We start from the raw sequence: 12400 nt of genomic DNA, 5'->3' as shown, positions 1-12400 counted from the left end.
TCATGCGCGCCCTCCTGATTGCCGCCTCCCTCGCCCTCGGCCTGTCCGCCTGCGCCGCTACGCCGGCCCTGCGCGGCACCGGCGACCTGGGCGTGGTCATCGAACGCGCCGCCGGCCGCGTGCAGGTGGTGGAACACAGCCAGCGCACGGCCCTCGGCACCGTCGAAGGCCTGGGCGATCTGTCCCACGCCCACGTCACCTTCTCCCGCGACGGGCGTTACGCCTACGTCTTCGGCCGTGACGGCGGGCTCACCAAGGTGGATCTGCTGACCCGCCGCATCGACCGGCGCATCATCCAGGCCGGCAATTCCATCGGCGGCTCCATCTCCCAGGACGGCCGCCTGATCGTGGCCCAGAACTACGAGCCCGGCGGCATCAAGGCCTTCGATGCCGACACCCTCGAACTGCTCGCCGACGTGCCCGCCGAGTACGCCCCGGGCAAGTTCTCCCGGGTGGTCGGGCTGGCCGACATCCCCGGCCAGCGCTTTGTTTACGCCCTCTTCGACGCCAACGAGATCCGCGTCACCGACTTCACCGACCCGCGCAAACCCGTCACCACCCGCTATCCGGCCGGCAAGCAGCCCTACGACGGCCTAGTGACGCCGGATGGGCGCTGGTTCCTGGCCGGCCTGTTCGGCGAGGACGGCATCTCCCTGCTCGACCTGTGGCAGCCCGAGGCCGGTAGCCGCAAGGTGCTCGCCGGCTACGGCCGTGGCGAGGAGAAGCTGCCGGTCTTCAAGATGCCCCACCTGCGCGGCTGGTCCATGGCCGCCGGCCAGGCCTGGCTGCCGGCCATCGGGCGCCACGAGGTGCTGGTGGCCGACGCCCGCAGCTGGCAGGAGGTGGCCCGGGTGCCGGTGAAGGGTCAGCCGGTTTTCGTGATGGCCCGCCCGGACGGGCGCCAGGTGTGGGTCAACTTCGCCTTCCCCGACAATGAATGGGTGCAGGTGATCGACACCGTGGACAAGCGCGTGGTGCACACCTTCAGCCCCGGCAAGGCGGTGCTGCACATGGAATTCACCCCGCGGGGTGAGGAAGTGTGGCTTTCCGCCCGGGACAGCAACCGGGTCACGGTGGTGGATACCGCCACTTTTGCCGTGCGCCGCGAGCTCCCGGTGGACGCGCCTTCCGGCATCTTCTTCAGCGCGCGCGGCCAGCGCATCGGGTTCTGACATGCAGATCATGGATCAGGCTTCGCGGACGAATGAACTCGCCCGCACGGGGAGCGCGGTGCTGGCGGCCGATGCGCTCGACTTCCGTCTGCTCAACGACTTCCAGCGGGGCTTCCCGCTGGCGACCCACCCTTGGAGCGTTCTCGCCGAGCGGCTCGACTGCTCCGCCACCGAAGTCATGACTCGCCTGGCCTGCCTGCAGGACGCAGGCAAGATCAGCCGCGTCGGGCCGGTGTTCGCGCCCAACCGCATCGGTGCCAGCACTCTGGCAGCCATGGCCGTGCCTGAACCCGAGCTGCCCCGGGTGGCGGCCCAGGTGAGCGCCTTTCCAGGTGTGAATCACAACTACCGGCGGGAGCACCGCTACAACCTGTGGTTTGTGGCCAGTGCCCCCGACGAGGCCGCCCTGGCACGCCTGCTGGACTATGTGGGGGCCGCCACCGGCTGTCCGGCCATCGCCCTGCCCCTGGTCGAGGAATACCACATCGACCTGGGCTTCGACCTGGCCAGCGGTCGGCGCACCCGGCATGCTGTCAGCCCGGTGCAGCGTCAGTCCCTGACCCGCAGCGAATGGCAACTGATCGACCTGCTCCACGACGGCCTGCCCTGGGTGGAGCGGCCCTTCCAGGCCATGGGCGACGCGGCCGGGCTGGGGGAGGGCCGGGTGCTGACGACCCTGTCGCGCTGGTTGGCCGACGGCACGCTGCGTCGTTTCGGCGTGGTGGTACGCCATCGGGAGCTGGGCTGGCGGGCCAACGCCATGTGCGTGTGGCAGGTGCCCGAGGCCCAGGTCAGCGCCTTCGGCCACACCCTTGCCGCCGAGGACGGAGTGAGCCTGTGCTACCGCCGCCGTACCACCTCCGACTGGCCCTACAACCTGTTCTGCATGATCCACGGCCAGGGCCGTGAAGCCGTCGAGGCCCGTCGTGCCACCCTGGCGGCCCAGGTGGGCCTCGCCGCCTTCCCCGCCGCGGTCCTGTTCTCCACCGACTGCTACAAGCAATGCGGCGCCCGCTACCAGGCCCCGCTGGAGCGGGCGGCATGAGCGCCGTCGCGCCCGTGATGGACGCCCTCGACCGGCGCATCATCAACGCCCTGCAGGGCGGCTTTCCCCTCTCCGATACACCCTATCAGGACGTGGCCGAGGGCCTGGGCATTGACGAGGCCACGCTGCTGGCCCGCCTGCAGCGCCTGCTCGACACCGGGGTGCTGACCCGCTTCGGGCCCATGTTCCAGATCGAGCGCCTGGGCGGGCGCTTCGTGCTGGCCGCCCAGGCCGTGCCCGAGGACCGCTTCGAGGCAGTCACGGCCCTGGTCAATGCCTTCCCCGAGGTGGCCCACAACTACCGCCGCACCCACCGCCTCAACATGTGGTTCGTGCTCGCCACCGAGACCCCCGAGGGCATCGATGACGTGATCCGGCGCATTGAGACGGCCACCGGCCTGCCGGTGTTTGCCTTTCCCAAGCGCCGGGAGTTCTTTGTGGACATGAGGCTTCAGGCATGACGACCCGCCCCCCCGACGACCTCGACCGCCGCCTGGTGCTGGCCACCCAGGCCGGCCTGCCCCTGGTGTCGCGGCCCTACGACGTGCTGGCTGAACAGCTCGGCATCAGCCCCGGCGAAGTCCGCGCCCGCCTCGCCGACATGCTCGACAACGGCCGCATCCGCCGCATCGGCGCGGTACCCAACCACTACGCCTTGGGCTACACCGCCAACGGCATGTCGGTGTGGGACGTGCCGGACGAGCGCATTGTCGAACTGGGCGAAGCCGTCGGCCGCCTGCCCGGCGTGACCCACTGCTACGAACGCCCCCGCGCGCTGCCCGACTGGCCCTACAACCTCTTCGCCATGGTCCATGGCAAGGACCGGGCGAGCGTGCTCGCCCAGGTCGAAGAAATCGCCACCCTGCTCGGCAGCGCCTGCCGGGCGCGGGACGTGTTGTTCTCGACGGCGATTCTGAAGAAGACGGGGCTGCGGATCGGCTAGGAAGCCGCACCCGCCATGCATCCCCTGGGGGGGCCGAAGCCATGAGGCGCAGCGCCTCGTGGCCAGGGCGTTTGCTCTCTACTCTCAACCCCCCGCGGCTTCGATCTCCTCCGACAGCAGCAGCCACTGCTCCTCGTGGGTGTTGAGGCTGGCGTCCACCTGGGCCAGTTCGCGTCCCAGTTCGGCGATCTTGTCGGCGGCGGGGTGGCCGGAGAGCTGGGCTTCAAGGGCGTGCTTGCGGGTCTGCACGTCGAGGATGGTCTGCTCCAGCTTGCCCAGGTCGCGCTTGAGGCCCTTGAGCTTGTCGGGGCTGATGCGCGGGGCTGCAGGCGCGGGGGCCGGTGCCGGGGTGGCGGCCGGCTTGGGGCTCTTGAGGGCGGCCTTGAGGTCCTCCCGGGCGCGGCGGGCTTCTTCCAGCAGGTAGCGCTGGTAGTCGTCCAGGTCGCCGTCGAAGGGCTCGACGCCGCCGCGGGACACCAGCCAGAACTCGTCACACACCGAACGCAGCAGGGCGCGGTCGTGGGAGACCAGCATCACCGTGCCCTCGAACTCGTTGAGGGCCATGGCCAGCGCTTCGCGGGTGGCCAGATCCAGGTGGTTGGTCGGCTCATCCATCAGTAGCAGGTTGGGGCGTTGCCACACCAGCATGCACAGCACCAGCCTGGCCTTTTCGCCGCCGCTCATGGTGCCGACGGCCTGCTTGACCATGTCGCCGCTGAAGTTGAAGGTGCCGAGGAAGGTGCGCAGATCCTGCTCGCGGCCGCTCTGGCCGGGGGGCAGGCCTTCGCGGGCCATGCGCACCATGTGTTCGAGCGGGTTGTCCTGGGGGCGCAGTACATCCAGCTCCTGCTGGGCGAAGTAGCCGATGCGCAGGCCCTTGCCTTCGGTGACGATGCCGGCAGTGGGGGCCAGGTCGCGGGCCACTGTCTTGACCAGCGTGGACTTGCCCTGGCCGTTGGCGCCGAGGATGCCGATGCGCTGGCCGGCCATCACCGATTTGTTCACCCCGCGCACGATCACCGTGGGCGGGGTGCCGGCCGGAGCGTCCTCTGCTGGCGGGTAGCCGAAGCAGGCGTCTTCCATGGCCAGCATGGGGTTGGGCAGGTTGAGGGGTTCCTTGAACTCGAAGGTGAAGTCGGCGCTGGCCAGCACCGGGGCCAGACGGTCCATGCGGTCCAGGGCCTTGACCCGGCTCTGGGCCTGCTTGGCCTTGCTGGCCTTGGCCTTGAAGCGGGCGATGAACTTCTGCAGGTGGGCGATCTTGTCCTGCTGCTTGGCGTAGGCGTTCTGCTGCAGCTCCATCTGCATTGCCCGGGTGTCTTCGAAGGTGGAGTAGTTGCCGCCGTAGCGGATCAACTTGCCGGCGTCGATGTGCAGGGTGACGTTGGTGATGGCGTCGAGGAACTCCCGGTCGTGGCTGATCACCACCAGGGTGCCGGTGTAGCGCTTGAGCCAGGCTTCGAGCCAGACGAGGGCGTCGAGGTCCAGGTGGTTGGTGGGCTCGTCGAGGAGCAGCAGGTCGGACGGGCACATCAGCGCCCGGGCCAGTTGCAGGCGCATGCGCCAGCCGCCGGAGAAGCTGTTCACCGGGTTGCACAGTTCGGTGGTCTTGAAGCCGAGGCCGAGGATCAGGGCCTGGGAGCGGGCCTGGGCGTCGTGGGCGCCGGCGTCGTGCAGGGCCATGTAGGCGTAGGCCATGCGCTCGCCGTCGCCGCTGGCTTCGGCATCGTGCACTTCCTGCTGGGCGGCGACGAGGGCGCTGTCGCCCTCGATGACGAAGTCGGTGGCCGACTGCTCGGTCTCCGGCATGTCCTGGGCCACCTGGGCCATGCGCCAGGCCGCGGGGATGTGGAAGTCACCTGCGTCTTCATGCAGTGTGCCGTTGAGCAGGGCGAAGAGGGTGGATTTGCCGGCGCCGTTGCGCCCCACCAGGCCGACCTTCTCGCCGGGGTTGAGGGTGACGGAGGCGTTGTCGAGCAGCACCTTGGCGCTGCGGCGCAGGGTGACGCTCTTGAGGGTGATCATGGGGTGAAACTCCGTAAGGGGTGCTGCAGCGTGCGGCGGGCGGATAGGGGAAAGGACGCGCGCGCGAAAGCGCGCGGCGGAACTCGACCGAATCGGGATGGGCGCAAGGATACGGCCTTTGGGCGCCGTCCGCTGGGCATTTGCCGGGGCCGGGGGCTGTTGTGGGGGCGACTTCAGTCGCCTGCGGACTTCAATTAACGGCATGCCGATGAATCGGCCCTTGATGGGCGACTGAAGTCGCCCCTACACGTCGCCCCTACGGAAGAGGCCGCATTGACCTTCAGACGACGGGTCGCATCGAGGAAATCAGGATGGATTCGACCCCACAGGAGGGGCAGGGGGCCGGTGCTCAGCCCGGGGTGCCGGGGCCGTCGAGCAGGCTCTCGCATTCGGCCATCAGGGAGCGGGCCAGGTCGGAGTCGTAGTTGGGATCGAGGGCTTCCATCATTTCGTGGACGGCGTACAGCCCGGCCTCCCGGGACAGGGTGCCGGCAATGCGCCGGGCCAGCTGGTCGCTCAGGTCGGAGAGGTGGCGGCGGTCAGTCAGGGGCAGGCTGCGCTTGCTGCGGCCGAGCCAGTCGGCGACCAGGGTGGCGCCCTGGGCTTCGGTGGGCCACTGATTGTGCTCGTACCAGATGGACAGGCGTTCGGCAGTCAGGGCGAAGATCAGGGCGGCGCGGGTGCCGCGGCCGTCGGCGGGGGGTGGGGGTGGTGAACTCATCGGTGGCTTCCAGTCAGGGGGCGGCAACCCTAACACGGACAGCGCCGGGATTTCCCCCTGCCTCTGGAAGGGTTATCCTTGCGCCCCTCAGCCGGCCCATCGGCCTCCAACACAGCAAGGAAACCCCATGAGCAGCCTGCCCCCGTGCCCCCAGTGCAAATCGGAATTCACCTACGAGGACGGCGACAACTTCGTGTGCCCCGAGTGTGCCCACGAGTGGCCCCGGGTGGCCGCCGCCGAGGAGCAGAAAGTGGTGCGTGACGCCAACGGCAACGTGCTGCAGGACGGCGACAGCGTGACCGTGATCAAGGATCTGAAGGTCAAGGGCTCGTCGTCGGTGGTCAAGGTGGGCACCAAGGTCAAGAACATCCGTCTGGTGGACGGTGACCACGACATCGATTGCAAGATCGATGGCTTTGGCGCCATGCAGCTCAAGTCGGAGTTCGTCAAGAAGGCTTGAGCGGGGCGGGTCTGCGGGCCCTGCCCTAAAGCTTTTGTGTACCGTGCCGAAAACCCCGGGAACTTAGTTCGAACCGGGAGAGAGACATGACAGCAGCAGACGAACGTCGCGGTACCAGTGCCCATACGCCGGACCTGGACTGGAGCCAGGTACGCGAGACCGTGCTGATGCTCGAACTCGCCGTGGGCCAGATCGAAGCCGCCATGAAGGAAGGCAGCAGCTCGGTGGAGGTGCTCACCGACTCCTTCACCTCCATGGCGGGCTACATGCGCATGATGGGCTCGGCACTTGAGCAGTTGCCCGATACGCCGGCCACCGCCCAGCTCAAGGAGTCCCTGATCGGCCATGCCGGCGAGGTGGCCGGGCGGGTGCAGAAATCCATCATCGCCTTCCAGTTCTACGACAAGCTCAGCCAGCGTCTGGCCCACGTCTCCCACAGCCTGGAAGCCCTCACCAACCTGGTGACCGACCAGCGCAAACTCTACAACCCCTTCGAGTGGGTGGCCCTGCAGGAGAAGATCCGCGCCAAGTACTCGACTCGCGAAGAGCTGGAGATGTTCAACGCGGTGATGCAGGGCATGCCGGTGAAGGATGCCCTGAGCAACTACAAGGCCGAGATGAAGGACAAGGGCGACGACGTCGAACTGTTCTGACCGGCCCGGGCAGGTGTTGCGGCTGAAGTAAACTCCGGGCCTGATCATTCAGCCCGGTGTCTTCCATGTCTGCCCTCATCCATTTTTCCGATCCTGCCCCTGCCCCCGTTGAAGACCGTCCGGCCCCCGAGCGGTCCATCGGCACGCCACCCCGGCGGCTGAGCGCCGAACGCTATTCTGCCGATGACGGCGCCCTCTCCATGGGGGACTGGGCCTGCGAGCCCGGTGCCTGGCGCATCGCCTTCCATCCGGCTCGCCACGAGTTCTTCCAGGTCATCAGCGGCCGCCTGCGCATTGTCGACGCCGTCGGCCTGGCCCGGGAATTCGGGCCCGGCGACGCCGGCATCATCCCCGCTGGCTTCGTCGGCACCTTTGAAGTACTGGAGGCGGTTACCAAGCGCTATGTGATGCTCGACCGGCAGGGCCAGTAGGAGGCGCCTGCGGCGGGTATGTCTTCCTGCCCTATGCCTTCGGCAGGGTCTCCAGCCAGTCTGCCAGTGCCGCGGCGGCCTCCTGCCACTGGGGGTCGAGCATCAGCATGTGGCCTGCTCGCGGAATGACCACCTGGCGGGCCTTCCAGGGCAGGGCGGTGAAGAACAGCATCGAAGCCGGAAACACCGCATCCTCGCCGCCGCCCATCACCAGGGCCGGGATGTCCGGGCGGCGTTTGACCGCCATGAAGGGCAGGGCGACCATCTCGGCCACCGCATGCTCGGATTCCGCCTGAATCATCGGCATGAACTGCAGCACGTCGTGGTGGGAGATATCCGGCGAGAAATACACCTCAGCCATCACCCGCAGGGTGTGCTCGTTGGGGTGCCCGGCGATCACCTTGGGCAGCTCGCTGAAGAAATCCGGCTGCAGCAGGGCCAGCCGGCTGGCCGAGCCGCCGGTGCCGGTGGGCGGCACCGGGGCCAGCAGGGCCACGCCGGCAGCACTGGCCCTGGCCAGGTAAAGCTGGACCACCAGCGCCCCCATGGAGTGGCCGACGAGTACCGGCTCGGCTGGCAGGGTGGCGACCGCCTGGGCCACGTCGTCGGCGTAGTCGGCCAGCCGGAAGCTGTCGAGCACATCCCGCCCTTCGCTCTCCCCGTGGCCGGAAAGGTCGAGGGCGAAGCAATCATGGCCCCGGGCATTGAGATACGGAATGAAGTTGAGCTGCCAGCCCAGGGCGTTGGTGTAAGCGCCATGGACGAACAGCACGGGTGGCCGGCCGGCCGGCTTGGAAGCAGGATGGGCGTGGATCTTGAGTTTGCGAGGGGGCATGAGGGATCTGGGTGCGAGCAGAGAGTGTTTTCGAGCGGAGTGTCGGCCCGGTGGTTCCGGAGCGGCTGATGGCAGATTCTGGCACGCCATGATGACACTGTGGCCGGGAGGCTGACGCAGGCTCCCCCGGCGCGGCCGACAGGCGTATATTCGGCCCTCCGCCGGCCCTGAGCGCCCGCCCCGCACTGAACATTCACCGTACCACCTCATGTCCCTGCCCCGTATCGACCCCGCCGACTACTCCAGCCAGCTTGCCGCCAAGGTGGACAAGTTCAGGCAGGACTTCGCCGCCTTCGCCGTGCCCGAACCGGTCGTCCATCAATCCGCGCCCCTGCACTACCGCCTGCGCGCCGAATTTCGCATGTGGCACGAGGGCGACCGGGTGGACTACGCCATGTTCGACAGCGCCGACCCCAAGACGCCGGTGGTCATCGAGGATTTTCCGGCCGTTGCCGAGCCCATCTCCCGGGCCATGCCGGTGCTGCGTGAACGCCTGATGGCCAGCCCGTCACTCAAGCGCAAACTCTTTCAGGTGGATTTTCTGGCCACCCTGAGCGGTCGGCTGATGATCACCCTGGTCTATCACCGCCCCCTCGATGAGGACTGGGAAGTGGCGGCCCGCGAACTGGCTGCTGTCATGGACGTTCAGCTCATCGGGCGCAGCCGCAAGCAGAAGGTGGTCATCGGCCAGGACTGGCTGCTTGAGGAGTTTGAGCTCAATGGCCGCCCGCTGCGCTACCAGCAGATCGAGGGCAGCTTCACCCAGCCCAATGGCGGCGTGAATCGCCAGATGCTCGGCTGGGCCTGTGCTCAGGTGGCCGGCGTGGGCGGCGACCTGCTGGAGCTGTATTGCGGCAACGGCAACTTCACCATCGCCCTGGCCCCCCAGTTCGGGCGGGTGCTGGCCACCGAGGTCAGCAAGTCGTCGGTGCAGGCGGCCGACTACAACCTGGAAGCCAACGGCGTCAGCAACGTGACCATGGTGCGCATGTCCAGCGACGAGATCAGTGACGCCCTCTCCGGCGGCCGGGAATACCGGCGCATGCAGGGCGTGGACCTGGCCAGCTACACCTTCTCGACCCTCTTCGTGGATCCGCCGCGGATGGGCCTGGACGATGCCACCGTCGACATGGCCCGGCGCTTCCCGCACATCCTGTACATCTCCTGCAACCCGACCACCCTGCGGGACAACGTGGCCGCGCTGCAGGCCACCCACGAGATCCGCGCCGCCGCCGTGTTCGACCAGTTTCCCTACACGTCCCACCTGGAGTGCGGCCTGCTGCTGAGCCGCCGTCAGGCTGCATGATGTCTGCAGAAAGCCTCGACGACGACAGCGGCCCGGTGGTCGTGAAGGAAGACCGGCTGTGGAGCGACAATGGCTGGACCGCCCGGGTGATCAAGAACCAGGACGACGATGGCTGGGCGGTGGAAATGCTCAAGGACGGCGAATCCGAACCGGCCCTGGTCGGGCCCTGGACCATGGGACGGGACAAAAAGAACCCCAAGCCTCTCGATGCCGGCGCCTTTCAGACCCTGGTGAAGACAGCGTCCGAAGTCCTGCGCCGGCATGAGCAGCACCTCCACGCCCTGCTGCATAAGCACATCACCGTCAGCACCGACGGGGGGGCGGTGAACGTCCTGCTCGACATCGTTCCCGACGACTACGAGCCCTACGCCGTGCTCTCGGCCCGCGATGCCTTCGACGAAGTGCTCGCCGAGATGCGTGTTTCCGCGGGTTTCAAACTCGACCGGCGCAGTGCCGCGGCCTGGGTGGAAAGCGGTTTTGGCAAGCCGGAGTAGACCGCAGATCACCCGGACAGGATAAGGTTGACGTCATGCCGCCCCGTTTCGGGAGGCTGCAGGAGACGCCCCTACCCATGTTCGAGCCCGATTCCGCCGTAGTGCGCCCCAGGGAACCCTGGCTTGTGCGCATGCACTACCGCATGCGCACCGTGGCTTTTGCCATGATGTTCGGCGTCATTGCGCTGCACGTTGGTGGGGATACCAAGAGCCCAGGCTTCTGGGGCCTCATGATTCTGCTCTTCCTCGTCTATCCCCACGCCCAGTACCTGCGCACCCGTCGCCTGGACGACCCAACGGCGGGGGAGCTGCGCAATCTGCGCACCGACTCGGTGTTCCTCGGCATGGGAGTGGCTACCGTTGGCTTTCCGGTCTGGATCACGTTTGCCGGTTTGCTCGGCACCCTCTCCAACAACACCGCCAACAAGGGCTGGACGGGCATTGTCGAAACGCTGGTGGCCTTCCCGGGGGGCGCCCTGCTGGCTTGCCTGCTATGGGGATTTAACTTCCAGCCCGCTACCGACTGGGTGACCACCCTGTGCTGCATCGCCGGCCTGACTTTTTATCTCACCGCCCTTGGGCAAGTCGCCTTCACCCGCATCCAGCGCCTGCGTATGACCCGCGAAGCCTTGCAGGTGCGCGAACGGGAACTCATGGACGTCAACGACGCCCTGCACAAGAATCTGCGGGAGATTGACGAGCTGCAGGAGCAACTCCGCGAGCAGGCCAACCGCGACCCCCTCACCGGGCTATACAACCGCCGCTACCTGGACAGCACCCTTGAGCGTGAGCTGTCCCGCTGCAAGCGCGACGGCCACTCACTGGCCCTCATCCTCATCGACATCGACCACTTCAAGCAGGTCAACGACACCTACGGCCACCAGGCCGGCGACGAAATCCTGCTCCGGCTTTCCGCCCTGCTGGGCAGCATGGCCCGCGCTGGTGACGTGGCCTGCCGCTACGGTGGCGAGGAGTTCCTGCTGCTGATGCCGACCATGCCGCTGATCTCAGCCCAGGAGCGTGCCGAAGCCCTGCGACTTTCCTTCGGCAATCTGGATGTCCCGTTTGGGGACTTCCGGTTGCGCGCGACGGTATCCATCGGCATTGCCGCCTATCCCGGACATGGCACTTCCTCTGACGAACTCATCCGCCACGCCGATACCGCCTTGTATCGCGCCAAGCGCCTCGGGCGGAACCGGGTGGAACTGTAGGCTGCGTCAGCGCATGCCGCCGGAAGGTCCGAACATGGCCATCAGGGTCAGGTCTTCGGTGATGTCGAAGAAGGAATGCTCCGTGGTGGCACCCACGAACAGCACCATACCCGGCCCCACTTCCTGCTCCTGCCCGTCTACGCGCAAGCGTGCCCGACCTTCGAGCACCATATAGAGCTCGTCTTCCAGGTGCGGGGCCTGCATGTCCCGCGCACCCACCGGCAGGCGATAAAGCGCACAGGACATCTGTGAGCTGCGGAGAAACTCGAAGATGGCAGGCTGATTTCCGGCAACCTTGCCCTTGAGCTCATTGAGGTTGAAGACTTTCCACACGCTGAATGACCCCAAGAAAATTATGTTTAAACCCCTGCCGCGATAGTGCCAGACGAGCGCCAGCGGTCAAGCATTTCCTCCGCATCGGCTGCACGCCGGGCGCGGCCGCTCGTCAGCCCGGGCCGCGCTCATGAAGCTTGCCAACCTCAAGGCATCCCCACCAGGCGGCACCCTGCTGGTGGTCAGCGCGGACCTGACCCTGTGCCAGACGGTCGGCGGCATCGCCCCAAGCCTCACGCAGGCCCTGGCCGACTGGCGCCGGGTCGCGCCGCAACTGGAGGAGGTCTACGTCGCCCTGTCAGCCGGCCACGCCCGCCACGCCCAGCCCTTCGCAGCACGGGTGTGCCAGCCTCTGGCAGAAGGGGGCTGGTGGGTGGCACTTTCCGAGTGCGGTGCAATCCGTCTGGCGGCGGCGCCCGGTGAATGTGTGGCTGTGTCGCCTGAAGACTTGCCAGCCGGGATGCGGGAGTGGCTGGAAGGGGCGCTGCCGCGCGGCGTGGTATCAGCCTGCTTTCCTCCGTTCGTCTGACAGCGGTGATCAACGGCCAGCGCGGCAGCTCCTGTGGGGTCGAATTCACTCGACCTCCGCACGCTCACTCATCGGCCAGCCTTTGATCGGCGTCCGTGGTCGAATTTATTGGCTATGTTCGCGTTAAGTGTGGAAAGCGCTTTCGCTTCGACAGGTAAGGCTTGAGCTCTTGCTTACGGGCTTTCCGTTGCGTGGCGTTACATTGGCCGGGAATTCGCCCCGGCGGGCGACCTACTTATTTT

At 67.1% G+C, this 12400-nt stretch carries 15 protein-coding genes; 11 read left to right on the top strand and 4 right to left on the bottom strand.

The features are described from left to right. Positions 1–2 precede the first annotated feature (2 nt). Genes ACIQ09_RS12490 through ACIQ09_RS12475 form a run of 4 tightly spaced genes read left to right on the top strand, consistent with a single transcriptional unit; the run spans position 3 to position 3160 of the window. Positions 3–1172: a cytochrome D1 domain-containing protein gene (locus ACIQ09_RS12490; protein ID WP_398310075.1), complete on the top strand. Its 1170-nt coding sequence runs from the start codon at positions 3–5 to the stop codon at positions 1170–1172. A 1-nt stretch (position 1173) separates the two neighbouring features. Further along, positions 1174–2217, top strand: a complete 1044-nt coding sequence (locus ACIQ09_RS12485; RefSeq protein ID WP_398310072.1) for an Lrp/AsnC family transcriptional regulator — start codon at positions 1174–1176, stop codon at positions 2215–2217. Continuing rightward, on the top strand, positions 2214–2678 hold the full coding sequence (locus tag ACIQ09_RS12480) for an Lrp/AsnC family transcriptional regulator (RefSeq protein WP_398310069.1): 465 nt from the start codon (positions 2214–2216) through the stop codon (positions 2676–2678). The genes ACIQ09_RS12485 and ACIQ09_RS12480 overlap by 4 nt, the downstream gene beginning before the upstream one ends. Then, positions 2675–3160, top strand: coding sequence for an AsnC family transcriptional regulator (locus tag ACIQ09_RS12475; protein WP_398310066.1), 486 nt, complete (start codon positions 2675–2677; stop codon positions 3158–3160). Before ACIQ09_RS12480 ends, ACIQ09_RS12475 begins: the two co-directional genes overlap by 4 nt. Before the next feature lie 84 nt (positions 3161–3244). Here ACIQ09_RS12475 and ACIQ09_RS12470 read toward each other — a convergent pair whose 3' ends face one another. After that, on the bottom strand, positions 3245–5185 hold the full coding sequence (locus ACIQ09_RS12470; protein ID WP_398310063.1) for an ABC-F family ATP-binding cassette domain-containing protein: 1941 nt from the start codon (positions 5183–5185) through the stop codon (positions 3245–3247). A 349-nt stretch (positions 5186–5534) separates the two neighbouring features. After that, positions 5535–5906: a hypothetical protein gene (locus ACIQ09_RS12465; protein WP_398310060.1), complete on the bottom strand. Its 372-nt coding sequence runs from the start codon at positions 5904–5906 to the stop codon at positions 5535–5537. Between the two features lie 127 nt (positions 5907–6033). Here ACIQ09_RS12465 and ACIQ09_RS12460 point away from each other — a divergent pair, with 127 nt between their 5' ends. The 3 genes from ACIQ09_RS12460 (at position 6034) to ACIQ09_RS12450 (ending at position 7450) form a co-directional block, all read left to right on the top strand. Beyond that, positions 6034–6366, top strand: a complete 333-nt coding sequence (locus ACIQ09_RS12460; RefSeq protein WP_169144714.1) for a zinc ribbon domain-containing protein YjdM — start codon at positions 6034–6036, stop codon at positions 6364–6366. Between the two features lie 86 nt (positions 6367–6452). After that, on the top strand, positions 6453–7019 hold the full coding sequence (locus ACIQ09_RS12455) for a hypothetical protein (protein ID WP_398310056.1): 567 nt from the start codon (positions 6453–6455) through the stop codon (positions 7017–7019). Between the two features lie 65 nt (positions 7020–7084). Beyond that, on the top strand, positions 7085–7450 hold the full coding sequence (locus ACIQ09_RS12450; RefSeq protein ID WP_398310053.1) for a cupin domain-containing protein: 366 nt from the start codon (positions 7085–7087) through the stop codon (positions 7448–7450). A gap of 31 nt (positions 7451–7481) precedes the next feature. Here ACIQ09_RS12450 and ACIQ09_RS12445 read toward each other — a convergent pair whose 3' ends face one another. Then, positions 7482–8285 (bottom strand): alpha/beta hydrolase, encoded by an 804-nt coding sequence (locus tag ACIQ09_RS12445; protein WP_398310050.1) that lies wholly within the window; start codon positions 8283–8285, stop codon positions 7482–7484. Positions 8286–8493: 208 nt separating this feature from the next. Between ACIQ09_RS12445 and trmA the strand changes: the two genes are divergently transcribed. The 3 genes from trmA to ACIQ09_RS12430 all read left to right on the top strand — a co-directional run bounded on the left by trmA (position 8494) and on the right by ACIQ09_RS12430 (position 11296). Next, positions 8494–9591, top strand: coding sequence for a tRNA (uridine(54)-C5)-methyltransferase TrmA (gene trmA / locus ACIQ09_RS12440; RefSeq protein ID WP_398310047.1), 1098 nt, complete (start codon positions 8494–8496; stop codon positions 9589–9591). Next, positions 9588–10085 (top strand): hypothetical protein, encoded by a 498-nt coding sequence (locus ACIQ09_RS12435; RefSeq protein ID WP_398310044.1) that lies wholly within the window; start codon positions 9588–9590, stop codon positions 10083–10085. The genes trmA and ACIQ09_RS12435 overlap by 4 nt, the downstream gene beginning before the upstream one ends. 77 nt (positions 10086–10162) lie before the next feature. Further along, positions 10163–11296, top strand: a complete 1134-nt coding sequence (locus tag ACIQ09_RS12430; protein ID WP_398310041.1) for a diguanylate cyclase — start codon at positions 10163–10165, stop codon at positions 11294–11296. Positions 11297–11302: 6 nt separating this feature from the next. On the opposite strand, the gene ACIQ09_RS12425 is transcribed toward ACIQ09_RS12430, so the two are convergent. Beyond that, the gene (locus ACIQ09_RS12425; protein WP_398310038.1) at positions 11303–11629 is read right to left on the bottom strand and encodes a cupin domain-containing protein; all 327 of its coding nucleotides are present in this window, start codon (positions 11627–11629) and stop codon (positions 11303–11305) included. Positions 11630–11759: 130 nt separating this feature from the next. Between ACIQ09_RS12425 and ACIQ09_RS12420 the strand changes: the two genes are divergently transcribed. After that, positions 11760–12158, top strand: a complete 399-nt coding sequence (locus ACIQ09_RS12420) for a hypothetical protein (protein ID WP_398310035.1) — start codon at positions 11760–11762, stop codon at positions 12156–12158. The last annotated feature ends 242 nt before the right edge of the window (positions 12159–12400 follow it).

It is taken from the genome of Zoogloea sp. (assembly GCF_044344315.1).
GTDB lineage: Bacteria > Pseudomonadota > Gammaproteobacteria > Burkholderiales > Rhodocyclaceae > Zoogloea.
Note: the sequence above shows the minus strand (reverse complement) of the source record. Positions and strands in the feature narration are given on the sequence as shown.

Excerpts from the sequence above, each read along its gene's own strand:
- ACIQ09_RS12490 (WP_398310075.1), top strand. The coding sequence starts at position 3 with ATGCGCGCCCTCCTGATTGCCGCCTCCCTCGCCCTCGGCCTGTCCGCC.
- ACIQ09_RS12485 (WP_398310072.1), top strand. The coding sequence starts at position 1,174 with ATGCAGATCATGGATCAGGCTTCGCGGACGAATGAACTCGCCCGCACG.
- ACIQ09_RS12480 (WP_398310069.1), top strand. The coding sequence starts at position 2,214 with ATGAGCGCCGTCGCGCCCGTGATGGACGCCCTCGACCGGCGCATCATC.
- ACIQ09_RS12475 (WP_398310066.1), top strand. The coding sequence starts at position 2,675 with ATGACGACCCGCCCCCCCGACGACCTCGACCGCCGCCTGGTGCTGGCC.
- ACIQ09_RS12470 (WP_398310063.1), bottom strand. The coding sequence starts at position 5,185 with ATGATCACCCTCAAGAGCGTCACCCTGCGCCGCAGCGCCAAGGTGCTG.
- ACIQ09_RS12465 (WP_398310060.1), bottom strand. The coding sequence starts at position 5,906 with ATGAGTTCACCACCCCCACCCCCCGCCGACGGCCGCGGCACCCGCGCC.
- ACIQ09_RS12460 (WP_169144714.1), top strand. The coding sequence starts at position 6,034 with ATGAGCAGCCTGCCCCCGTGCCCCCAGTGCAAATCGGAATTCACCTAC.
- ACIQ09_RS12455 (WP_398310056.1), top strand. The coding sequence starts at position 6,453 with ATGACAGCAGCAGACGAACGTCGCGGTACCAGTGCCCATACGCCGGAC.
- ACIQ09_RS12450 (WP_398310053.1), top strand. The coding sequence starts at position 7,085 with ATGTCTGCCCTCATCCATTTTTCCGATCCTGCCCCTGCCCCCGTTGAA.
- ACIQ09_RS12445 (WP_398310050.1), bottom strand. The coding sequence starts at position 8,285 with ATGCCCCCTCGCAAACTCAAGATCCACGCCCATCCTGCTTCCAAGCCG.
- trmA (WP_398310047.1), top strand. The coding sequence starts at position 8,494 with ATGTCCCTGCCCCGTATCGACCCCGCCGACTACTCCAGCCAGCTTGCC.
- ACIQ09_RS12435 (WP_398310044.1), top strand. The coding sequence starts at position 9,588 with ATGATGTCTGCAGAAAGCCTCGACGACGACAGCGGCCCGGTGGTCGTG.
- ACIQ09_RS12430 (WP_398310041.1), top strand. The coding sequence starts at position 10,163 with ATGTTCGAGCCCGATTCCGCCGTAGTGCGCCCCAGGGAACCCTGGCTT.
- ACIQ09_RS12420 (WP_398310035.1), top strand. The coding sequence starts at position 11,760 with ATGAAGCTTGCCAACCTCAAGGCATCCCCACCAGGCGGCACCCTGCTG.